The sequence below is a fragment of the Staphylococcus sp. LKG3-1 genome (assembly GCF_048568385.1).
Lineage (GTDB): Bacteria > Bacillota > Bacilli > Staphylococcales > Staphylococcaceae > Staphylococcus > Staphylococcus saprophyticus.
This window is the reverse complement of sequence record NZ_CP183796.1, coordinates 2,266,719-2,289,720: the sequence shown is the minus strand read 5'-3', so window position 1 is coordinate 2,289,720 and position 23,002 is coordinate 2,266,719. Positions and strand designations below refer to the sequence as shown.

Genomic DNA, 23,002 nt, shown 5'->3' with positions numbered 1-23,002 from the left:
ATATAGTTATTTGCACACCTTTGTATAAAACCTTGATATTGCACTTTCATTATATTTATTAATATCAAATTGCGTGTTTTTTTTAATATTTCCATTTATTAAGTCAATTATGCCATTTTTCAATCCTTCTATTGAATTTTCAACTAATTGACCATTAGTTCCTTCTAATACACTCCTGTTTCCAGTAATATCAGTAGCTATAATTGGTTTATGCAATGCAAGAGCTTCTAATAACACCATTGGTTGACCTTCGTGATTCGAAGATAAAATGAAACAATCCGCCTCATTTAAATATTGATATGGGTTATCAACTTGCCCTTTCATACTGACATATTCAGAAATACCTAACTGGTTCACTAATTTTTTCAACTCATCTTCCATCACACCTGAACCTAATATAATTAAATTTATATCTATTTCAGGATATTCATCAATAACTTTTTTCAATGATAACAGTAGTTTATGATGATCTTTTTCTGGTGAAAGTCTACCAATTGTTATTAATTGTATACCAGTTTTATTTATAGATTTTGGCTCGATAATATTCATGTTTTTGTAACTTTCAATTAAATAATATTCTTTATTATTAATTAAAAGTTGGTTATTACTGTTCTTCCCTCTAATTTTCTCTAAAATGTCTTCATAATCTATCGAATTATTTACGAAATCAAATTTTCGATATGATGCATAATTTTTAAGATTTCTTGCATTCAATTCTTTGGTCTGTAATGATACTGAAATTATTTTATTATAAAAACGATATAGCGAAAAAACTCTAGGTAAAATATATTTATGTTTAAATTCCCCATTAATTTGTTTTTCTGTTTCAGACTTTAAATCATTGTGCTGATATACAATTTTTGTACGGGCATCTGAGAATGCGAATATAGAAGTCCAAAAAGGTACATAACCACTAAAATCAATTGCTATATCAATTTTTATATCTCCAAGTAACCTTTTCAATTCTCTTCTACTAAATGTTTTTAATTCTTTTTCACCTAGATATTTTCTATAACCACGTCTCTGAGTCACAAATTGATTTTTTCTAAATTCAGAAAAAGTAGTATTACTTTGCCCCATACGATAAATTAAATTGACGTTATCATTTAATCTATTCATATTGTACTTCTCTACCTCTCCCAAATTACTTTTATCAATAATAATCAAATTATATTTATTATAATCTATTTGATTAGATAAATTTATAGCAGAGGAAGTTATACCATTGTTTAGAAAACCACCACAGTACATAAGGATATTCATTTTGTTATTATTATTCAACGAAATAAAATCATCTTCATTACCTTTAATAATATTTTTTATTGTATTGAAATTTGATATATAATTTTGTTTTTCAACTAATGTTACTTTTAAATCATCCAGGTTGAAATCTATATGATAATTAGCTATTCCTATTAAATCTGCATAATTATCACTAATCACTATACTTGATTGTAAATTCAGAAACTCTTTAGAAATATTCAATTTAATTAAAATAAACTGCAGCTCTTTAAAATGACTATAGTATTTATGCAAAGTAGGATGTACATATATAAATAAGTCATCAAAAATACTATTACCCACTTTTAAAAGTTCAATTACTTGTTTTCTTGTATATTTTTTTGTGAAAATCATCACTCCACTTTTTTCTTCATTTTCAGTTACAGGACAATAAATATTTAAGTCTTCATAAATTTTTCCATTAAATATATTTTTCAAATTAAATAATTTAGTATAAAGTTCAGTCTCTTTTTTATTCTTAAACAATATGTGAGAAGATTGAAATAATGTTCGTTGAATATCTATTTTAAACTTTTCATATTGGTCTTTTTCATCTAGTTGTCCAGAAAATATATCTGTTAGTTGAATAACTTTTTGTTCTTTTTTTCTAATAAAATAGGAGGGTAAAATATCACAATTAATAATAATTTCAGATGAAGATAAACATTTTAGAAACTCATACGATTCTTTTTTTACATAGGTAACATTTTCTATATTTGTATTTATATTCTCGTCAATCGCTATTATTAAATTATAATTTTTAAAATCACTTTTAAACATATTTATTAAACATAATGTATTATTTGTAATTAGTTTGGTAGTAATTATGAGAATAGAATTTTTATTAATTTTCATTTTCTCATAATAGTCTGTGTAATCTACTACCTTTCTAAAATTTTTATTTTTATTATATAATTGATTAGGCTTATCAAACTCAATTTTTTGTTTATCTAATATATTTTTAAGTTTTTTTATTTTGCTCATTTCGTTCTATCAATCCTTTCATCTCCATCAATGATAGATTTAATATTATATTTTTCTATCAAAGGTAAGAACGTTCTCCATTCGTAAATACTAAGATGATCTTTAAAAATTAAATTAAGTAAATTACTTTTATCAGTAACTAATACATTTATATTATGATGGTATAATTGATATATTTTATCCATTGAATATTTAAAATCTTCTAATACGAATATATACTCCGCAAATTTTGAAATATATATTCTATCAGCACTATTATAAAAAACTGGAATTAATTGATCTTTTTCCAACAGATAATTTTCTTCAAATATTTTTAAGTTTTGTATATCTAATCCGTAAATATATATATTGAAAGTATCAAAATATTTTTTTCCTCTAATCAAGTTATAAAAATTCAAAACTTCCTCTAATGTAATATTCATTGCATCTATAAAAATAAATTTATCACTCAATTTCATTGTTTTTATAAAAGCAAATCTCTCTTTTTGATTAACATCTTCTAATTGCACTAAAAATGAGTCTTTTTCCACTAATTGAATTTTTTCAGTAAAATTTAAATCTAATAAATTTATATTTAAATACTCTATGTTCAGTTCTGGATTTTCTTTTTGTATTTTTAATGACTCAATATTAAACGAAATATGTTCATCAAATTTTCTAATAAACGATTTATAATAATAATTGGGATCTTCATTAAATTTTTTCAGTAACTTCATATCTAAAAATTGTGTTTTTTTAGTATTTGGATAAAATCCTAAAATAACTTGCCAAAACGTATTACTACTAAAATTATATATTTGATGTATGTTCAGGTTTCCTAGCAGTCTACCAATCTCTTTTTTCGACAGCTCATTTAACAATATTTCATTGTTTTTAATAGAACCTATATCCATAGCAATCATATATTCTATCCAATTTTTTTTGCTTGCATTTAGATTTCCAAATCTAAAGAATATTTTTATATCTTTTAACTTATTAATTTGCATTTCTTCTTCAAAAGTCAAATTGCTTTTCACTAGTATTATTATATTGAACTTCGCCCTATCAAAATTTTCGTTAATATATTTAATCTTTTTATCAAAACTATAATCTAGTAAATCGTCAAGAAAGAATAATATGTTTCTTTTTGTATTTTTATATGAAATTGAATATTTTGATTTTTCGTTATTAAAAATCAAGTCAACTACCGTATCACTTACAAAACCATTTTGTAAGCTTACATAAGATTCGATTTTACATCCCTTTAACTTCGAAGGTCTTTTTATCAATTTGTTTAATTCATCCTTATTTTCAGCAACATAGCAATTTAAATCGCTGAATTCAAGATAGGTTCCTCTATCTGATAAATACTCTTCTTTATCGTATATATATAAAATTATAGGTTTGTTTTTTATATAAAAATCAAAAAATATACTTGAATAATCAGTAATTAATAAATCGACTATGGATAATGTTTCATTAACATCTATTGAATCTGGTATAAATAAATTTGATAGTTCTTTATCATCTTTAAAATATTTGTATAATAATGGATGTACTTTTAATAAAAGTTGATATTCAGAATCTAAATTTTCTTGTATATTTGAAATTATTGTTTTAACTTTCTTTTTTATATCAGTTTCTTTACCTACATTACCTCTCCATGTTGGTGCATATAGAGCTATCTTTTTGTTTTCTTGTATATGGACATAGCTTTTTAGTTTTTTTGTTATATCTATTTTATTTGTGTTATTTATTAAATCAATTCGTGGATAACCGACTTCTAATACTTCCCCAGAATAGATGCCATCTAAATTATGTGATTTTACCAATTTCTCTGTAGTATAAGAATTAGGTGATAAAATATAATCAGACTGTAAAAAATTTCTTTGCAAATTTTTTAATTGCTCAATTGGTCCGTTCATATCAATACCAAGTGTTTTTAGTGGAGTTCCATGCCATGTATTAACGTAAATTTGCTCATTTCTTTTACAAAAATATTGTGGGAAAGAAGTGTTATTTATTAAATACTTAGCTCTTGCTAAGTAATATAAATATTTATCTGAATTGACTTTAACAAAGCGTATATTACTGCAATTTTTAAATCTATCCGTTTCTATAGAATGAGTATTTATGACCCAAACATGCATATAATCTTCAAATTCTATTTTTTTTTGTATTGCTTTGAATATTGCATACGGATTATCTGTCATGCTCTTTCCATGAAATGTTTCATATAAAATAGTTTTTTCTTTTATTTCTTCATTACAAAATGTATTATATTTTTCTATTATACTTTGGTTATTATTATTTTTTAATATTTCTTCATATCTTTTATTATAATAATTATATTTTACATTTTTTTCATTATTTAAATATATAGATCTATCCATTTTTTCTCCTCCTATGATAGATTCCTTAGAAGACTAAAAATTATTTTGTTAAACTTTCAATAAAATCTAACCATAATTTATTAATTTTATGTTCTGAAAACCTATCTGTAACTTCTAATGCCTTTTCTTGCAATTTTTTGTATTCACTCTCAGATAATTTCAAAATTTCTATTACTTTTTCGGCAGCTTGATTAATATCTTCAACTAAAAATCCATCAATTCCATTTCTAATAAGATCACCCGGACCATATTTAGTATTATATGAAACAACAGGCGTAGAACATGCCATTGCTTCAGCTATTGCTAAATTAAAACCTTCGTAATTAGAGGTCATTAAGCTTAATTTTGCTTCTTTAACTTTTTCTAAAGGATTATTCGTGTGACCCATTAAAAAAATATTTTCTGTAAGGTTTAACTCTTCGATTAAATTCTTTAGCATCTGTTCTTGAGGTCCATATCCATATATACAAAACTTTATATCAGGTATTGTTTTTTTTACCTTTTCTATAACTTTAATAGCCGCATTTAAATTTTTAGCGTTATGGTACCTTGCTAAAGTAACAATTAAATTATCTTTTTTATCGAGTACTTCACTTAATATTTTAGGTTGGTAATGCGGTATAACAGTAATTCTTTCATCAATTTTTTCAATCATTTGTATATCTTTTTTTTGGTTATTTGTTAGTACAATTAAATTATCAATCATATTTTCTCTTAGTGCACTAAACAAATCACTAACGCTTGGTGAGAAAATTTCAATATCATTATAAGGATAATCTAAATGGTTACTATGTAATGTAAATACTTTAGTTATATTATCTCCACTAATATTATTAAAATATTTAACATATTCTCTCTTATCAATAAATAAAAGTGGGAAATCAATACCTTTTAGTAATTCTTTTAAGCATTCTACTGCCATTTGAATATCATTATCAAACTGCCTTTCAAGAGAAAAATTAAAAAAATTATTTGTGCTATAATCTACTTTATTTAATACAGAAGAAACCATAGGATTTTCTTCTGTTGAAAAAATCACTGAATAACTTGGCTTATTATCGCTATCCATGAATATTCTCTTTCTTAAATTGCCATATTTATCATAAATTTCTTTCATATATCTATTCCACGGAGTTTTGAAAAAATCCTTGAATTGAGGAGCTCCATTATCTCTAAGTCTTACATAAAACTCATATTCTCCTTTATTATTGAAAACTCTATATGAATTGTGATTTTTTTCATCCTTTATATATGTATGATTATTATTTTTTTTAAATAATTTCATTTTATTGTTTTCTTTTCTCTGTTCATAAATATTTATTATTTCGATATTTGGGTTAATATTCCCAATTCTCTTATGATATTCACAAAGTTCTTTAAATTCTATGTCAAACTCGAAAGTAAAAATTATTACTCTTTCATACTTTTCTGAAAGAAGGTTAACTCTATGATATATAGCTTTATGTAACCCTCCATTCTGTTTTTTTAAATTATGTAAAAAAACAATCGGTGTATAATTAGTCATAGTATTTGTTACTCCTATCTTGAATTTTTTCACTCCAATTCATTTTTTTTAATGTCTGTAGAAAATCAATTATTTCTTCTGACATTTCATCATTATTTATAGCAAATTGAATCGTCGTCTTAACAAATCCAATTTTTTCCCCAACATCATAACGTTCTCCTTCAAAATCAAAAGCATAAACCGTATCATCTTGATTCAATCTTTCTATAGCATCTGTCAATTGAATTTCTCCACCTGCGCCTTTATCTTGATTTTCTAAATAATCAAATATCTCAGGTGATAAAACATAACGGCCCATAATTGCCAACTTAGATGGAGCCTGACCTATTTTAGGTTTTTCAACAAACCTATTCACCCTTATTAATTTACCTTCTCTTTCCAAAGGATCTACAATACCGTAACGTTGTGTTTCACTTTCATTCACTGTTTGAACACCAATAACAGATTTCTGCTTACAATCATACTGATTCATCAATTGCTTAATCGCAGGTGTTGTTGCTTCAACAATATCGTCACCTAGTAGTACTGCAAATGGCTCATTCCCAATAAATTGCTTTGCTGTCCATATTGCATGACCAAGGCCTTTTTGTTCTTTTTGTCTCACATAGAACATATTTGCTAAATTACTTGAATGTTGAATTTTTTCTAATAAATGATTTTTACCTGTATCTTCTAAAGTCATCTCTAGTTCTTTTTGAATATCAAAGTGATCTTCAATAGCACGTTTATGCTTTCCAGTCACAATAATAATATCTTCTATTCCAGCTGCTACTGCTTCTTCGACAATATACTGAATTGTTGGCTTATCTAATATAGGTAACATTTCTTTAGGCATTGCTTTTGTAGCAGGTAAAAATCTTGTTCCCAGACCTGCTGCAGGTATAATCGCTTTTCTAACCTTCATCTTTTTCTCTCCCAAAAATATTGTTTTTACAGATGAAAAATATTTTTCCATCATCAATAAATTTCAATCTTTAATTACCTCAAATCTCCCAAAATAATTTAAATATTTAATTATTTTTATAGTTTAGAAAAATTTAATTTGTGTAATATTTACATTATTTATAATAATAAACTTGCAAATTATTTTCCACTCTTATTTTTAAAAAATAATTTCTAAAAGAATATAATTTTTATATTCACTATTATAAGTAACTTTTGATAAGTTTAATATCTTTAAAAACGGTAATTTATTTATAGAAAGCAAAAAATTGGTGGACTTTACTATGACAAAAGTATTCGTAACTGGTGCCATTGGATTAATTGGCACTAAATTAACACAAAGATTAGATTATTACAAGAAGGTTATGAGGTCGCTGGCTTTACAACTTCGCAACAAGGTAAAGCGAAACTGGTAGATGCAGGCGTCGAAGCTTACATTGGAGATATTTTAAAATATGATACTGTCGAAGATGCAATTTCAGATTATAAACCAGACATTATCATGAATGAAATTACAGATTTAAAAAATGTAGACATGTCCGCAAATACAAAAGTAAGAATTGAAGGTACGAAAAACCTTGTTGAAGCAGCGTTAAAAAACAATGTAAAACAAATACAATCCCAAAGTATTGCCTTTACTTATGAAGGTGGCGATACTCTAGCTACAGAGGAGACACCATTGGATACTCAATCAACTGGCGACCGTAAGATTACAGTGGACGGTGTAGAAGGTTTAGAAAATGAAACTGCACGAATCGAAAATAGTGTTGTGCTTCGTTATGGCTTACTTTATGGACCAGGCACATGGTATGGCAAAGATGGTATGATTTATAACTCATTTCAAGAAGATACTGTCACAATGACAGATGGCGTTCAATCATTTATCTATATCGATGATGCTGTTGAAGTAGCAATTCAGGCACTTAACTTTGAATCAGGTATCTATAATGTAGCGGATGATGAACCAGTTAAAGGTGACGTTTGGGCAGCATGGTACGCTGACTTATTAAACGTTAATCCACAACTCAATATCCAACGAGCTGAAACTCATGAAAGAGGTGCTTCGAACGCTAAATTCCGCGCTCAAGGCGGTAAACTAATCTATCCTTCTTGGAAACAAGGCATGGCTCCAATTAAATAAAGATAGTAACAATTAAGTTTTGATGATGAATCCCCCCTAAAGTTGAATGTTAATTTCAACTCTAGGGGGGATTTAAGATTTTATCATCCATTTCATTATTACTTTTTTAATCACATAAAATCAGCAAATCTATCTCTAAAATGCATATGTATGATTGAACCCAATATATAAAGCAAAATAACAAACACAATATTATATATTGTTAAATGCCAGTGGGTAATAAAATACCATTCATGATGTAATATTGCTGCTCTATATCCTTCTGCTAGAAAATAAATGGGATTTAATTTCATAACGAACATCACTATGTCGTTATTAGGTAAATATAATATCGAAGAAACAAAGAAAACCATTCTCATTAAAGCTTGTAAAATTAAATGGATGTCTCGAACTAATATACTTAATGTGGATGCTACTAATGCAATAGCATTTGTTAAAATAAGTGCATAAACTAAGTATAGAAGTAATTGTAACGTATATATAGAGGGATGATATCCTCCAATAAAACAAATAATCATAACAATGATTAATAAAAATAGATGCCCATAAAATTTACTGAAAACGACATAACTTGGAATTATCGAAAGTGGAAAATTCATTTTAGCTACTTGATTAAACTTTGATATGATAGATTTACTACCTTCTAAGACACCTTCGTTTATAAAAAACCACATACTAATACCAACAATTAGCCAGTAAATAAATGGAACGCCTTCCATCATCTTATTACTTCTAAGTGCCAAACCAAAGATAAACCAAAAAACTGCGATTTGCATAATCGGATTAATTAATTCCCATACCATGCCTAGATAATTGTTCTTATTAGAAATTCTTAACTGAAATTCAGCTAATCTTCTTATTAAGTATAAATTAGTCAATTGTTCTTTCATTACAAAATACGTTGATTTCATAAAAATCCAACCACTCTTTCAAGAGATATGCCAATAATATCTACAAAATAAATGCTATAAATAAAGATAGAAGCAACTTTTAATAGGTTACAACATTAAAGATTTAAAAACAATATATTGAAAGTACAAAAAAAGACAAGACACCTGTAAAATACAAATATTTTGTCATAGTTATTGAGCTTAATTGAGTTTTTAAGACTGTCTCTCTCTAATATAGCTGTATTTATTGTTTTACTGCTTTTTGATAAAAGTAATTCGCCACAACGATATCTACAATTGCGACACCAACGGATTTGAAAATGGTTATTTCTTCATCAGACAACCGTCCTGCTAATTTCCCGGCAACGATATGTCCTAATTCACCATGTAATCCATCTTTAGCAAACACACCTTCATTAACTGGATTGATTAAATCACCTGTTTCAGCCATAGCCGCTTCATGAGCCTCCACTACGACTTTATCTGCCTCTGCAATAGCTTGAGATGGCAGTTCTTGCATATCAGGTTTAAAAGAACCAACTGCATTAACATGTACCCCTGGTGATAAATGTTTCTGAAATACTGGTGTTGTCGCATTCGTTGCAGTCACAATTATATCTGCATCAGTCATTGCTGATTCAACATCTTCATATACATATAACTCTAAATCACGATGTTGATGCTCGACATCTTTTGAAAATTTAAGTGCTTTGTCATAAGTACGATTATAAAATTGAATACGTTCAATATCTCTAACAGCAAGTACCGCTTCTATCAGTCCTTCTGCTTGATCACCCGTTCCAATTACACATAGCGTCTTAGCTTGTTCACGTGCTAAATATTTTGTAGCAACACCCGAGATTGCACCTGTACGTATTTTTGTTAAGTAAGAACCTTCTAACACTGCCAACGTTTCACCTGTTTCATAGTCTGAAAGTGTTACAGAACCAACAATGGTAGGCTTACCTATTTTTGAATTATTTGGAGCCACGGTGACCGTCTTAACACCAGCTACTTTCAGCGTATCAGAAAGTGCAGGCATGACCAGATACCGATTGGCTTCATTGAATGGTAAAGAATACCGCAATGGTGTATCTGTTTCACCTTCAGAATATGCTTTAAGTGAGTCTGCCACCACTTCCACGATTTCTTCCATATTTAATAATTTTGCTTGTTCTTGTGCATCTATATAACGCATAAGCCACCCCTATTCATCTTAATCGTCTTCATGATCTATAATTTCTGTTTTCTTTTCCAACTTAGATACCATGACTAAAAATAAAACAAAAATGATTACTATGACTAACAAATATTTCCACATGGTTTGACCATCCAAATATATAGAAACAAAAAATAGTGTTGCTAAAAATCCATAAAATATCATATTACGAACAAATAGCAACCAGTAGTCTACTTTAATACTAAACCACGTTTTTATATTTGGGTCTTCCGTTTTAATGCTGTACCTCGTGGTGATGACGCCTCTAATAATCGCATATATCAATACTAAAATCATAATCGCTGTCATTATTTTTGTATATAACGGGTCATCCAAAAAATCTGAAAGTATCGTTAGCCCTAAACTAGTTACGATAGGCAACCAATCTGCATTTTTGGCGTTAGTATTTTTCATTAGCAATCACCTTCAATTTGTCTATATTCCGTTAATTTCAACGTAACATATTTTCATTGAAAATGAATTAGAAATTAAAATTTAATTGCACAATATATTTAAACTATTGAACCGTATAACCACCATCTATCAAAATCGCTTGTCCCGTGACACTTTTCGCACTATCGCTACACAAGAATAAAGCATAATCAGCTATATCTTTAATATCTAACAAGCGTTTTTGAGGAATTAAAGGATATAAAACGTCTTCAAGTACTTGTTCTACTGCCACACCACGTTCTTTAGCTAAATCATCCATTTGATTACGCACTAACGGTGTATCAATATAACCTGGACAGATAGCATTCACTGTAATACCTTCTGTAGCGGTCTCTAATGCGGTTACTTTTGTTAAACCAATAATCCCGTGTTTCGCGCTATTATAAGCCGCCTTACCAGCAAAGCCAATCACACCATTAATTGATGCCATATTTAAAATACGTCCTGATTGTTGTTGTTTCATAATAGGCAACGCATATTTTGTACCTATAAAACTACCCGTCAACATAATATCAATCATCTGTCTGAACTTTTCTGTTGGGAATGATTCGATACTTTCAACATGCTGTAACCCTGCATTATTAAATAAAATATCTAAGCGTCCATATTGTTCAACTGTTTGATAGATCATAGCTTTGACAGCTTGTTCATCTGTGACATTCACTTTTATTGGCATACAGTCATATCCCTGGGATTTCAATGCATCTGTTTCTTGAATTAATTTATCTTCATTCAAATCAGCAAGCACCACTTTGGCACCATTTTCTAAAAATACTTTTGCTATCGCTAGCCCAATACCACTCGCTGCGCCTGTAATAATTGTTACTTTATCTTTTACCAATTACGCCACCTACTTTAAATGATTTTCGAAATGTGCATCCGTATGTGCTTTAACGTCTTCTAAAGTTGTGTCAGATTGTAATTCAACGAGTTTCATGACACCCGCTTCAAATTGAAAAACAGCTAAATCTGTAATCAACGTATTGACTACACTAGCACCTGTTAACGGTAATTCACATTGTGATTTTATTTTGGACTCACCATGTTTATTCATATGATCCATAATGACAACTACTTTTTGTGCTCCGACTACTAAATCCATCGCGCCGCCCATACCTTTAACAAGTTTGCTTGGGATCATATAATTCGCTAAGTCCCCTGTTTCTGAGACTTCCATGCCACCAAGTATGGCTAAATCGATATGTCCGCCTCGAATCATCGCAAATGATTCTGCATTGTCAAAGTAAGACGCCCCTTTAGCAGCTGTTACAGTTTCTTTACCCGCATTGATTAAGTCTGGATCCACTTCATTTTCAGTCGGATATGGTCCGATACCAAGTAAGCCATTTTCAGATTGAAAGTACACATTTTCAACATGGTCATTCATTTCATTCGCAACCAATGTAGGCATACCAATACCTAGATTAATTACCATATCACTTTTAATTTCTTTAGCAGCACGTTGGATAATTTTTTGACGTTGTACTTTTTTATCCATGATTGGCCTCCTTCACTGTACGCTTTTCAATACGCTTCTCAAAATGTTCGCCGACATAGATGAAATCTACATACACACCTGACATATGAACGGCATCCGGATCAATTTCTCCTACCTCTACAAGTTCTTCTACTTCAACGACCGTTGTTTTAGCTGCCATCGCACATAATGGATTGAAGTTCCGTGCTGTTTTTTCAAACACTAAATTCCCGAATGTATCTGCTTTTTGTGCTTTGACAATACCAAAGTCACCTGTTAGTGTGCGTTCCATTAAATAAGTTTCTCCATCAAATTCACGCGTTTCTTTACCTTCCGCAATGGGTGTACCGACACCTGTTTTTGTATAAAAAGCCGGTATACCCGCGCCTCCAGAACGTAACTTTTCAGCTAATGTGCCTTGCGGTGTCAATTCAACATCTAATTCACCATTAATCAGTTGTTGTTCAAATATTTTATTTTCTCCTACATAGGAACTAATCATTTTATCTATTTGCTTATATTCTAATAAACGGCCTAAGCCGAAGTCATCTACGCCGCAGTTGTTACTCACAACAGTTAAGCCTTTTGTACCTTTTGTACGAATTGCTTCGATACTATGCTCAGGAATACCACATAACCCAAAGCCCCCAGCAAGTACTGTCATTCCATCTTCCAAGCCCTCAAAAGCTGTATGTATATCTTTAATTACTTTCGACATTATTAAACCTCATTTCTAACATTTGTTTTTAATACCTAGTACTAATTATACTTGAAAATTATAATGAAGTCCTTTATTTATGTTTGCGGTTTTATAGTAGACTCATCATTTATAAATTTTGAAACATTTAAATAAAAAAAGAGGCGATAATCTTTTAAGATTATCAACCTCTCGTTTAATTACGCTATTTCAATTTGGAAACGGCGGACAACTGTGCCATCTTCCAGTGTCGATGATTCAATTTCTTCGCCACCGTTATGCTTAATGACTGCTACAGACGCTTCATTATCTTCCGTACATGTCACTAATGCTTCTCGAACACCGATTCTTGATAGGTAATCCAATGATTTTTTCAGGATTTTATTACCAAACCCTTTACCACGATGTTTCTTACGGATACCGTAGCCAACATGGCCGCCTATTTTTTTAAGCTGTTCATTTAAATTGTGACGAATGTTCGCCGCACCGATAATTTCATCATCCTCTATTAAGAATAATGTGGTATTATCCACTGATTCATCATGTGACTTATTATCAGCTAATTCATGTACTAACTCTTCAAAATTACTATATTTTGTAATATTTGTAATTGTAGGGACAATTTTTTCATCATGATCAATCCACTCTCTCATATAATCACAATACATTAATTCGTCACCCATTGTTAACTCTCTAAATTCAACCATGTTGACACTCCTTCCTTTCTCGACCTACGTTTATAAATGATTATCATGTGTGTTGATATAATACACATAATGATCTGTCCATTGTTCATTTTCAAAAATAAAACCTTTGCGCACACATTCGAATTGAAAGCCTAACTTTTCAATCAATTGGATAGATGGATTATTATCCAAATTAATATGTGCTTCAATTCTATGAAAATGTAATGTGTCGCGTGTTTGTTTTACTAATTCAGTTAAAGCTTCGTAAGCAAATCCTTGATGCCAATATTGATTATGAATAAAGTAGCCAATTTCTGCCCATTGGAATTGATCTCTACTTAAGTTCTTAATATTGAGCATACCTATATGTTGATGTGCTTTATCAAAAATACCAAATATATATAAATCATCCGCTTCAATCGCTTGTTGCTGTCTAGTCACCATTGCCGCGAACCAAGGTTCTGTAGCATCTGACATATCTACTTGACCTTTGTCATGCCTATATTGTGATGGCTTTCTATTTACAAACCCACTTAACCATGATTCGTAATCATTTTCTTCCAACGGTCTAATGATAAGACGTTGTGTACTGAAATGCAACCCCAAATTTTTATGCATTTAAAATCCCCTTATCATGTTCACTCGCACACTTTATCTATTACATAATGAATAGCTTTGTGTTTTATTGTTATCACAACATCACTGATGTATGCAATAACATGCTTATACCTATTTAATACCTTTTTATGATGCTTTAAAACTTTATTTAACGGGTATACATATAAATGTAAGCGTTACTAATAAAATACGAGTATATTATACAATACCAACTATTAAATAAATCAAATATAAGCCAACAGAGATTTTGTATCTTAGGAGGTGTTTTTTATGAATAACAATAATACTTCAAAAATTTTCTTTACCTTTTTCGGTATCTTATCATGGTTATCCACCGTCATTCTATTTATTTTACCGACGCTATCACCTTATCAAGACTATATTAAAACACAAGGTGGTATGTCGACCGGTTGGGTTGTGGTGTTACTCGCATTTATTACACTATTTTATATCGCCATCTTGATTATGGATATTTATAGTCCCTTAACGACACAAGTCATACAATTTGTATTGTTAACTGTCGTAATCGTTTGTGCCATACCGTCCATTACTGCTTTTGTGCTTGCATCATTTGTCGTAGATATAAGTATTATTGAAATCTTTATACCTATTGTACTTATTATTTTAGCAAGTATGTTACACATCTTATGGTTTGCTATACCATTTATGCAAAATAAAGAAAATCGTGAAGCTGCGCAAAAGTCTAAAAATCCTTTCAAATAATAATAACTACTAGTCTGTGAATATGTATTGATACCGTATCACAGGCTAGTTTAATTATGTTCAAATTTTTATATTAAATGATATCTTCTAGAATCTTCCTTATTATTTCATTTTCAGACATTTCTTGGTATAGATACGTTTCTTGGTTTACCTTTAATATGTCATTTTCAACAAACCAACGCATCATTGCTTCTTCACCAAAATCTGTTTCATCTTTCAAATGGTGTCTTCTTACTGTTTCATGAAATGGTAGTTTGAAATAATAAGCGTATGCGTCTACGTTAATTTGATTCATTAAGCGCTCAATCATTGAACCGTATTTAGCACTATTTAAAATACCTTCTAAAATAACATAATCGCAATGTGCGATGCCATAATTCACAATGTCTTCTATAAGTTGAATGGCTAAATTATTAGGTTGGTCAGGTACATTTAACATATTGCGACGTATGTCATCTTGCCCTACTAACATCACACCTGTGCCTAATGTATGTTGCAATTTCTGTGCGATCGTCGTCTTTCCACTGCCAGAGTTACCTCTAATGATGATTAACTTTGTCATATTTATCACACTCCATACAATAATGTGTTGTCATTATATAGTAAAAACGCTTGGAGACATATCATCTCCAAACGTTTTAAACTTAATTTTGTACTATATTCACTCTGCTATACATGAACGGTTATATTTATTTAATTGTACCTAGTTCTTTACCAACTTTTTCAAATGCTGCTAATGCTTGATCTAACATTTCTTTCGTATGTGCAGCTGTAGGCATATTACGCACTCGACCTGTACCTTTAGGAACAGTTGGGAATACGATGGATTTTACATATACGCCTTCTTCTTTCAAACGACGACTAAAGGCTTGTGTTTCTTTTTCATCACCAATAATAACAGGTGTGATTGGAGATTCTGAATTACCTATATCAAAGCCTAATTTTTTCAAACCATCTTTAAGATAATTGCCATTTTCCCAAAGTTTATCATGTAATTCTGTAGAAGCCATTAGTTTTTTAACTGCTTCTGTGATGGCTTTCGTATCTCCAGGTGCTAAAGAAGTTGAGAATAAGAAAGGTCTTGATTGTGCTTTTAACCAGTCGATTAATGATTGCGTACCTGCTACATAACCGCCAACGACACCAATCGCTTTTGATAATGTACCAATTTGGAAATCAATCTTGTCTTGTAAGCCAAAATGTTTAACCGTACCAGCACCTTTACCCATGACACCAGAACCATGTGCATCATCAACATATGTGATTAAGCCAAATTCTTCAGCAATTTCTACGATTTCTGGTAGTTTAGCAACATCACCATCCATACTGAAAACACCATCAGTAATGTACATTACTTTATTGTATTGTTCTGATTCAACGGCTTCTTTTGCTTTAGCGCGTAAATCTTCCATATCTGAATGGTTTACACGAATAATCTTCGCTTTAGATAAACGACAACCATCAATAATAGATGCATGATTTAATTCATCAGAAAGAATTGCATCATTTTTATTCATAACTGCTGAAATGGCAGCCATATTACAGTTGAATCCAGATTGATATGCAATTGCTGCTTCAGTACCTTTAAATTCAGCAAGTGTTTTCTCTAATTCATCATGTACATCTAACGTCCCATTGATTGAACGCACAGCACCGGCTCCTACACCATGTGTATCAATTGCATCTTTTGCTGCTTGTTTCAAATCTTCGTTTGTTGCTAGTCCTAAATAATTGTTTGAAGATAAGTTAACATAATTTTTCCCATTGATAGTAATTTCAGGTCCATTGGCGCCTTCAATTGTATCTATCTCATTATATAAACCATTATCTTTTAAATATTGAATATTTTCATCTAAAAAGCCATGTAGTGATTGAACCACTGCAAGTCCCCCTTTGAGTTATCTTAGTTTTCAAGTTAATCATAACCTATTTTTTAAATTGTGGAAAGTAGAATAATGATATATTAGAAAGCGTTTTCTACAATTTAATAGCATTGTTAATTATTTGTACCTACAGTTGCTACAAGTAAAATGATATAATGGATGAAAATGCTGAAGGAAGAAGGGTTGAAGTTGTTTGATTGGTTTCAACTAGCACAACAAAAAGAAAGTAGGATGGTGCAAGTACGTCGTTATCTACACCAATATCCTGAATTATCATTTGAAGAACATCACACACATGACTTTATCATGAATCAATTAAGTCAATTATCTTGCGAGATACGTACACCAGTTGGTAGAAATGGTATTGTTGCAACATTCAAAGGACAGGGTGATGGCCCTACAGTTGCCTTACGTGCCGACTTCGATGCCTTACCAATAGATGAATTAACAGACGTATCATATAAATCTAAAAATCCAGGTGCCATGCATGCATGTGGCCATGACGGTCATACAGCAATCTTACTTGGTGTGGCAGAAATTATTGAGAATCATTTATCCTCACTAAATGGCGATGTTGTATTAATCTTTCAATATGGTGAAGAAATTATGCCAGGCGGCTCACAAGAAATGATTGATGATGGTTGTCTCAGCAACGTAGACAAAATTTATGGTAATCATTTATGGACAGGTTATCCAACAGGTATGATTTATTCACGTCCTGGTGCTATGATGGCATCTCCCGATGAATTTAATATCACCATTCAAGGTAAAGGCGGCCATGGTGCTAAACCTCATGAAACGATTGATCCAGTAGTTATTATGGCAGAATTCATTATGAGTGCTCAGAAGATTGTCTCACGAACAATTGATCCAGTTAAACAAGCTGTAATAAGCTTTGGTATGGTTCAAGCAGGTTCAGCCGACAATATTATTCCTGACTCTGCTTTCTGTAAAGGCACCGTTCGTACCTTTGATACAGAAGTCCAAAGTCATATTATCACTAAAATGGACAAATTATTGCAAGGTCTTGCTCTAGCAAATGATATTACTTATACATTGGATTATGTTAAAGGCTACCTACCTGTACACAATCATCCAAATAATTATGAAATTGTTAAACAAGCTGCAAATGAGATGAATTTACGTTTCTATGAATCTGAGTTAATGATGATTGGTGAAGATTTCTCACACTATTTAAAAGTTCGCCCTGGCGCATTCTTTTTAACTGGTTGTGGTAATCCAGAAAAAGAAACTACACACCCACATCATAGCCCGAACTTCAATATTGATGAAAAGGCAATGAAATATGCAGCATGCGAATTCCTAAAAATCCTTGAACTCGAAAACGTAATTGTTAAAGCACCTTAGTCATTGCATGACTTAGGTGCTTTTATGCATGAGCTTTAGCTCAAGTAAACCTTACTAGCCTTAGTCATTACATGACTTAGGTGCTTTTATGCATGAGCTTTAGCTCAAGTAAACCTTACTAGCCTTAGTCATTGCATGACTTAGGTGCTTTTATGCATGAGCTTTAGCTCAAGTAAACCTTACTAGCCTTAGTCATTACATGACTTAGGTGCTTTTATGCATGAGCTTTAGCTCAAGTAAACCTTACTAGCCTTAGTCATTGCATGACTTAGGTGCTTTTATGCATGAGCTTTAGCTCAAGTAAACCTTACTAGCCTTAGTCATTGCATGACTTTATAGTCTTACTTTTCAGCTGTACTGAATTAGTAAGACTTATGCATTCGCATAAGCGAATGTATTCCATTATATAAAGATAAATCAAAACAGGCGATGTCACTATTAAGTGACGTCGCCTGTTTTTACATTAACTACCAACTAATGCATTAAGACCCTTAATTCTGAAACTGAATTGATTTTGTTTACATTAGCTAGCAGCTAATGCACTAAGAACCCCTAATTCAGAAACTGAATAAGGGGTTCTATGAAAAAAGAGACTCCCTAAGGAGCCTCTTAAAAATCTATCAAAGATAGAAAATTATATTATTCGTTGATTACAGTAACAACGCCTGATCCAACAGTACGTCCACCTTCACGGATAGAGAAACGAGTACCGTCTTCAATAGCGATTGGAGAAATTAATTCAACATCCATTTCAACGTTATCACCAGGCATAACCATTTCAGTACCTTCTGGTAAGTTAACAACACCAGTTACGTCAGTAGTACGGAAATAGAATTGTGGGCGGTAGTTAGTGAAGAATGGTGTATGACGACCACCTTCATCTTTAGATAAAACGTAAACATCCGCTTTGAATTTTGTATGTGGTGTAATAGTACCAGGAGCAGCTAAAACTTGACCACGTTGTACGTCATCACGTGAAACACCACGTAATAATGCACCAATGTTGTCACCAGCTTCAGCGTAGTCTAATAATTTACGGAACATTTCTACACCAGTAACAGTTGTTTTGCTTGATTCTTCTTGCATACCGATGATTTCGATTTCTTCACCGACTTTGATTTGACCACGTTCAACACGGCCTGTAGCAACAGTACCACGACCAGTGATTGAGAATACGTCCTCAACTGGCATCATGAATGGTTTGTCAGAATCACGTTCTGGTGTTGGAATGAAGTCATCAACAGCTTGCATTAAGTCTAAGATTTTTTGCTCATAGTCAGCGTCGCCTTCTAAAGCTTTTAATGCAGAACCAGAGATTACAGGTACATCGTCACCTGGGAAGTCATATTCGCTTAATAAGTCACGAACTTCCATTTCTACTAATTCTAATAATTCTTCATCGTCAACCATGTCAACTTTGTTTAAGAATACAACTAATGCTGGAACACCAACGTTACGTGATAAAAGAATGTGTTCACGAGTTTGTGGCATTGGGCCATCAGCAGCAGATACTACTAAGATAGCTCCGTCCATTTGTGCAGCACCAGTGATCATATTTTTAACATAGTCAGCGTGACCTGGGCAGTCAACGTGAGCATAGTGACGTTTGTCAGTAGTATACTCGATGTGTGAAGTATTGATTGTAATACCACGTTCTTTTTCTTCTGGAGCGTTGTCAATCATGTCATATGATTGTGCTACAGAGTCACCATTTTTTGCTAATACAGTTGCGATAGCAGCTGTTAAAGTAGTTTTACCATGGTCAACGTGACCAATAGTACCAATATTGGCATGTTCTTTTGAGCGGTCAAATTTTTCTTTAGCCATTATAAAATCTCTCCTATTCGTTAGAAAATAAATTTTTAAAATTATCTCTCATGACAGTTTCTCACCATCATGAGAAGATTGTTTTATTTTTTGGTATAAAGGACCATACAGTACCTTTATAATGCATTTTTCCCAAAAAATCAATTAATAAAACTACAAGCCACATAATTAAGCTTTACATGTATTGTACAGACAGTTGTCCCACAAAACAAGTTTAATTATTCAGCTTTATTACCACTGTTTTTCTTGATAATGTCTTCAGCAATTGATTTTGGAACTTCAGCATAGTGATCAAAGTACATAGTGTAAGTACCACGACCTTGAGTGTTTGAACGTAATGATGTTGCATAACCGAACATTTCTGAAAGTGGTACATAAGCATTTACAACTTGTGCATTACCACGAGGTTCCATACCATCAACACGTCCACGACGAGATGTTACGTCACCCATGATGTCACCCATGTACTCTTCAGGCATTTCGATTGTTACTTTCATCATTGGTTCTAAGATAACTGGATCACATTTTTTAGCAGCTTCTTTAAGTGCTAATGATGCAGCGACTTTGAAGGCCATTTCTGATGAATCGACATCATGGTATGAACCATCAAATAATCTAGCTTTAACATCAATTAAAGGATATCCAGCTAATACACCGTTTTCCATTGAATCTTTAAGACCTGCTTCAACTGATGGAATGTATTCACGTGGAATTACACCACCAACGATAGCGTTTTCGAATTCGAAACCGCCACCTGTTTCATTAGGTGAGAATTCAATTTTAACGTCACCATATTGACCACGACCACCTGATTGACGAGCGAATTTACCTTGAACTTCAGCTGATGATTTAAATGTTTCACGGTATGAAACCATTGGCGCACCAACGTTACATTCAACGTTAAATTCTTTCTTCATACGGTCTACTAAGATATCTAAGTGAAGCTCACCCATACCACCAATGATAACTTGTCCAGTTTCATCGTCTGTGTGTGCATGGAATGTAGGATCTTCTTCTTGTAACTTAACTAAAGCAGTAGTCATTTTGTCTTGGTCCGCTTTAGATTTTGGTTCAACTGATAAGTGAATAACAGGCTCTGGGAAATCCATAGATTCCAAGATGATGTCATTTTTCTCACCACATAAAGTATCACCAGTACCAGTATCTTTAAGGCCTACCGCAGCAGCGATATCTCCTGAATATACTGTGTTTAACTCTTGACGAGAGTTAGCGTGCATTTGTAGTAAACGACCTACACGTTCACGTTTGTTCTTCGTAGAGTTTTTAACATATGAACCTGATGATAATGTACCTGAATAAACACGGAAGAATGTTAGTTTACCAACATAAGGGTCAGTCATTACTTTGAACGCTAAAGCAGCGAACTCAGCATTGTCATCAGCTTTTGCGATAACTTCTTCATCTGGATTATCAGCACGGTGACCAATAATTGGTTTAACATCTAATGGTGAAGGTAAATAATCAATTACTGCATTAAGCATCAATTGAACACCTTTGTTTTTGAATGCTGTACCAACAAGAACTGGGTAGAATTCTACATCAGTAGTTGCTTTACGGATAGCAGCTTTCAATTCAGGGATTGAAATTTCTTCATCACCAAGATATTTTTCCATTAATTCGTCGTCAGTTTCAGCAACTGCTTCAACTAATGCTGCACGAGCTTCTTCAGCTCTTTCTTTATGATCTTCAGGAATTTCAATTTCTTCAATTTCAGTTCCTAAGTCATTTGTGTATTTGAAACATGTCATTTCAACTAAGTCGATGATTGCTTCAAATTCATCTTCAGCACCGATAGGTAACTGAATTGGTTGCGCGTTAGCTTGTAAACGGTCATGAATTGTGCTTACTGAGTATTCAAAGTTAGCACCTAATTTGTCCATTTTGTTAACGAAAACAATACGAGGTACACCATAAGTTGTTGCCTGACGCCAAACTGTTTCAGTTTGAGGTTCAACACCTGATTGTGCATCTAATACTGTTACTGCGCCATCAAGTACACGTAATGAACGTTCAACTTCAACAGTGAAGTCTACGTGTCCAGGTGTATCGATGATGTTTACACGGTGGTTATCCCATTCTGCTGTCGTTGCAGCTGATGTGATAGTGATACCGCGGTCTTGCTCTTGTTCCATCCAGTCCATTTGTGAAGCACCTTCGTGTGTTTCACCAATTTTATGGATACGTCCAGTATAGTAAAGAATACGTTCAGTCGTAGTTGTTTTACCAGCATCGATGTGAGCCATGATACCGATATTACGAGTTCTATCTAAACTAAAATCTCTAGCCATGTATTTTTCTCCTTCCAGTATAACTGCGAATAAATACTTTAAATATGGCGATGCCCTAAACACGCACCGGTGATAGTAAACTATCTTTGTGGAACATGCTCAGGGAAAAAGCTACTATCCTACCAACGATAGTGAGCGAATGCTTTGTTAGCTTCAGCCATTTTATGTGTGTCTTCACGTTTCTTAACTGCTCCACCAGTGTTGTTAGCAGCATCTAAGATTTCGTTAGCTAAACGTTCTTCCATAGTTTTTTCACCACGAAGACGCGAATAGTTAACTAACCAACGAAGACCTAATGTAGTACGACGCTCTGGACGAACTTCTACTGGTACTTGATAGTTAGAACCACCTACACGGCGAGCTTTAACTTCTAATACTGGCATGATGTTATCGATAGCTTCTTCGAAAACTTCAACTGCTTCACGACCACTACGTTCTTTAACTAAGTCGAATGCAGAATAAAGAATTCTTTGTGCTGTTCCACGTTTACCATCTAACATAATTTTGTTGATCAATTTTGTAACTAATTTAGAGTTGTGAATTGGATCTGGTAATACGTCTCTTTTTGGTACTGATCCTTTACGAGGCATAATGTAAATCCTCCCTT

19 protein-coding genes and 1 pseudogene are annotated in these 23,002 nt (G+C 32.1%); 3 read left to right on the top strand and 17 right to left on the bottom strand.

All coding sequences use genetic code 11. From position 1 onward, the window contains the following. Positions 1–6: 6 nt before the first annotated feature. Genes ACM595_RS11285 through galU form a run of 4 tightly spaced genes read right to left on the bottom strand, consistent with a single transcriptional unit; the run spans position 7 to position 7,066 of the window. Positions 7–2,265: a glycosyltransferase gene (locus ACM595_RS11285; RefSeq protein WP_419744303.1), complete on the bottom strand. Its 2,259-nt coding sequence runs from the start codon at positions 2,263–2,265 to the stop codon at positions 7–9. Next, the gene (locus ACM595_RS11280) at positions 2,262–4,637 is read right to left on the bottom strand and encodes a CDP-glycerol glycerophosphotransferase family protein (RefSeq protein ID WP_419744302.1); all 2,376 of its coding nucleotides are present in this window, start codon (positions 4,635–4,637) and stop codon (positions 2,262–2,264) included. The genes ACM595_RS11285 and ACM595_RS11280 overlap by 4 nt, the downstream gene beginning before the upstream one ends. A 40-nt stretch (positions 4,638–4,677) precedes the next feature. After that, positions 4,678–6,162, bottom strand: a complete 1,485-nt coding sequence (locus ACM595_RS11275; RefSeq protein ID WP_419744301.1) for a glycosyltransferase — start codon at positions 6,160–6,162, stop codon at positions 4,678–4,680. Further along, positions 6,155–7,066, bottom strand: a complete 912-nt coding sequence (gene galU, locus ACM595_RS11270; protein ID WP_369083284.1) for a UTP--glucose-1-phosphate uridylyltransferase GalU — start codon at positions 7,064–7,066, stop codon at positions 6,155–6,157. The genes ACM595_RS11275 and galU overlap by 8 nt, the downstream gene beginning before the upstream one ends. A gap of 322 nt (positions 7,067–7,388) precedes the next feature. Between galU and ACM595_RS11265 the strand changes: the two are divergent. Continuing rightward, a pseudogene (locus ACM595_RS11265) lies at positions 7,389–8,245 on the top strand (NAD-dependent epimerase/dehydratase family protein). Positions 8,246–8,355: 110 nt separating this feature from the next. On the opposite strand, the gene ACM595_RS11260 reads toward ACM595_RS11265, so the two are convergent. The 8 genes from ACM595_RS11260 to ACM595_RS11225 all read right to left on the bottom strand — a co-directional run bounded on the left by ACM595_RS11260 (position 8,356) and on the right by ACM595_RS11225 (position 14,285). Then, positions 8,356–9,156, bottom strand: a complete 801-nt coding sequence (locus ACM595_RS11260; RefSeq protein WP_041079807.1) for an ABC transporter permease — start codon at positions 9,154–9,156, stop codon at positions 8,356–8,358. Between the two features lie 223 nt (positions 9,157–9,379). After that, entirely contained in the window at positions 9,380–10,333 is a 954-nt protein-coding gene (locus ACM595_RS11255) for an ornithine cyclodeaminase family protein (protein ID WP_306505279.1), read from the bottom strand. A gap of 18 nt (positions 10,334–10,351) precedes the next feature. After that, on the bottom strand, positions 10,352–10,768 hold the full coding sequence (locus ACM595_RS11250; RefSeq protein ID WP_306505280.1) for a hypothetical protein: 417 nt from the start codon (positions 10,766–10,768) through the stop codon (positions 10,352–10,354). A gap of 103 nt (positions 10,769–10,871) precedes the next feature. After that, on the bottom strand, positions 10,872–11,648 hold the full coding sequence (locus tag ACM595_RS11245) for a 3-hydroxybutyrate dehydrogenase (RefSeq protein WP_419744300.1): 777 nt from the start codon (positions 11,646–11,648) through the stop codon (positions 10,872–10,874). A gap of 9 nt (positions 11,649–11,657) precedes the next feature. Then, on the bottom strand, positions 11,658–12,305 hold the full coding sequence (locus tag ACM595_RS11240; RefSeq protein ID WP_115338676.1) for a 3-oxoacid CoA-transferase subunit B: 648 nt from the start codon (positions 12,303–12,305) through the stop codon (positions 11,658–11,660). Continuing rightward, the gene (locus ACM595_RS11235) at positions 12,298–13,002 is read right to left on the bottom strand and encodes a CoA transferase subunit A (protein WP_041079811.1); all 705 of its coding nucleotides are present in this window, start codon (positions 13,000–13,002) and stop codon (positions 12,298–12,300) included. Before ACM595_RS11235 ends, ACM595_RS11240 begins: the two co-directional genes overlap by 8 nt. A 179-nt stretch (positions 13,003–13,181) precedes the next feature. Then, on the bottom strand, positions 13,182–13,688 hold the full coding sequence (locus tag ACM595_RS11230; RefSeq protein ID WP_002484147.1) for a GNAT family N-acetyltransferase: 507 nt from the start codon (positions 13,686–13,688) through the stop codon (positions 13,182–13,184). 30 nt (positions 13,689–13,718) lie between these two features. Further along, the gene (locus ACM595_RS11225) at positions 13,719–14,285 is read right to left on the bottom strand and encodes a GNAT family N-acetyltransferase (RefSeq protein WP_069821688.1); all 567 of its coding nucleotides are present in this window, start codon (positions 14,283–14,285) and stop codon (positions 13,719–13,721) included. A 270-nt stretch (positions 14,286–14,555) separates the two neighbouring features. On the opposite strand from ACM595_RS11225, the gene ACM595_RS11220 reads away from it, so the two are divergent. Beyond that, the gene (locus tag ACM595_RS11220) at positions 14,556–15,008 is read left to right on the top strand and encodes a hypothetical protein (RefSeq protein ID WP_002484149.1); all 453 of its coding nucleotides are present in this window, start codon (positions 14,556–14,558) and stop codon (positions 15,006–15,008) included. Between the two features lie 73 nt (positions 15,009–15,081). Here ACM595_RS11220 and ACM595_RS11215 read toward each other — a convergent pair whose 3' ends face one another. Together ACM595_RS11215 and ACM595_RS11210 are read right to left on the bottom strand one after the other, a co-directional pair. Continuing rightward, entirely contained in the window at positions 15,082–15,570 is a 489-nt protein-coding gene (locus ACM595_RS11215) for a kinase (RefSeq protein ID WP_002484150.1), read from the bottom strand. 127 nt (positions 15,571–15,697) lie between these two features. Next, entirely contained in the window at positions 15,698–16,888 is a 1,191-nt protein-coding gene (locus ACM595_RS11210) for a glycine C-acetyltransferase (protein ID WP_075339834.1), read from the bottom strand. A 192-nt stretch (positions 16,889–17,080) separates the two neighbouring features. On the opposite strand from ACM595_RS11210, the gene ACM595_RS11205 reads away from it, so the two are divergent. Beyond that, the gene (locus ACM595_RS11205) at positions 17,081–18,259 is read left to right on the top strand and encodes a M20 family metallopeptidase (protein ID WP_011303835.1); all 1,179 of its coding nucleotides are present in this window, start codon (positions 17,081–17,083) and stop codon (positions 18,257–18,259) included. 639 nt (positions 18,260–18,898) lie between these two features. Here ACM595_RS11205 and tuf read toward each other — a convergent pair. The 3 genes from tuf to rpsG form a co-directional block, all read right to left on the bottom strand. Next, complete coding sequence (tuf, locus tag ACM595_RS11200) at positions 18,899–20,086, bottom strand: elongation factor Tu (protein ID WP_002484153.1); 1,188 nt, start codon at positions 20,084–20,086, stop codon at positions 18,899–18,901. 218 nt (positions 20,087–20,304) lie between these two features. Further along, complete coding sequence (gene fusA / locus ACM595_RS11195) at positions 20,305–22,395, bottom strand: elongation factor G (RefSeq protein ID WP_069821686.1); 2,091 nt, start codon at positions 22,393–22,395, stop codon at positions 20,305–20,307. Between the two features lie 119 nt (positions 22,396–22,514). Beyond that, positions 22,515–22,985 carry a 30S ribosomal protein S7 gene (gene rpsG, locus ACM595_RS11190; RefSeq protein WP_002484155.1) on the bottom strand — a complete coding sequence of 157 codons (471 nt, stop codon included), beginning with the start codon at positions 22,983–22,985 and terminating at the stop codon, positions 22,515–22,517. Positions 22,986–23,002: the final 17 nt, after the last annotated feature.

Excerpts from the sequence above, each read along its gene's own strand:
- ACM595_RS11285 (WP_419744303.1), bottom strand. The coding sequence starts at position 2,265 with ATGAGCAAAATAAAAAAACTTAAAAATATATTAGATAAACAAAAAATT.
- ACM595_RS11280 (WP_419744302.1), bottom strand. The coding sequence starts at position 4,637 with ATGGATAGATCTATATATTTAAATAATGAAAAAAATGTAAAATATAAT.
- ACM595_RS11275 (WP_419744301.1), bottom strand. The coding sequence starts at position 6,162 with ATGACTAATTATACACCGATTGTTTTTTTACATAATTTAAAAAAACAG.
- galU (WP_369083284.1), bottom strand. The coding sequence starts at position 7,066 with ATGAAGGTTAGAAAAGCGATTATACCTGCAGCAGGTCTGGGAACAAGA.
- ACM595_RS11260 (WP_041079807.1), bottom strand. The coding sequence starts at position 9,156 with ATGAAATCAACGTATTTTGTAATGAAAGAACAATTGACTAATTTATAC.
- ACM595_RS11255 (WP_306505279.1), bottom strand. The coding sequence starts at position 10,333 with ATGCGTTATATAGATGCACAAGAACAAGCAAAATTATTAAATATGGAA.
- ACM595_RS11250 (WP_306505280.1), bottom strand. The coding sequence starts at position 10,768 with ATGAAAAATACTAACGCCAAAAATGCAGATTGGTTGCCTATCGTAACT.
- ACM595_RS11240 (WP_115338676.1), bottom strand. The coding sequence starts at position 12,305 with ATGGATAAAAAAGTACAACGTCAAAAAATTATCCAACGTGCTGCTAAA.
- ACM595_RS11235 (WP_041079811.1), bottom strand. The coding sequence starts at position 13,002 with ATGTCGAAAGTAATTAAAGATATACATACAGCTTTTGAGGGCTTGGAA.
- ACM595_RS11230 (WP_002484147.1), bottom strand. The coding sequence starts at position 13,688 with ATGGTTGAATTTAGAGAGTTAACAATGGGTGACGAATTAATGTATTGT.
- ACM595_RS11225 (WP_069821688.1), bottom strand. The coding sequence starts at position 14,285 with ATGCATAAAAATTTGGGGTTGCATTTCAGTACACAACGTCTTATCATT.
- ACM595_RS11220 (WP_002484149.1), top strand. The coding sequence starts at position 14,556 with ATGAATAACAATAATACTTCAAAAATTTTCTTTACCTTTTTCGGTATC.
- ACM595_RS11215 (WP_002484150.1), bottom strand. The coding sequence starts at position 15,570 with ATGACAAAGTTAATCATCATTAGAGGTAACTCTGGCAGTGGAAAGACG.
- tuf (WP_002484153.1), bottom strand. The coding sequence starts at position 20,086 with ATGGCTAAAGAAAAATTTGACCGCTCAAAAGAACATGCCAATATTGGT.
- fusA (WP_069821686.1), bottom strand. The coding sequence starts at position 22,395 with ATGGCTAGAGATTTTAGTTTAGATAGAACTCGTAATATCGGTATCATG.
- rpsG (WP_002484155.1), bottom strand. The coding sequence starts at position 22,985 with ATGCCTCGTAAAGGATCAGTACCAAAAAGAGACGTATTACCAGATCCA.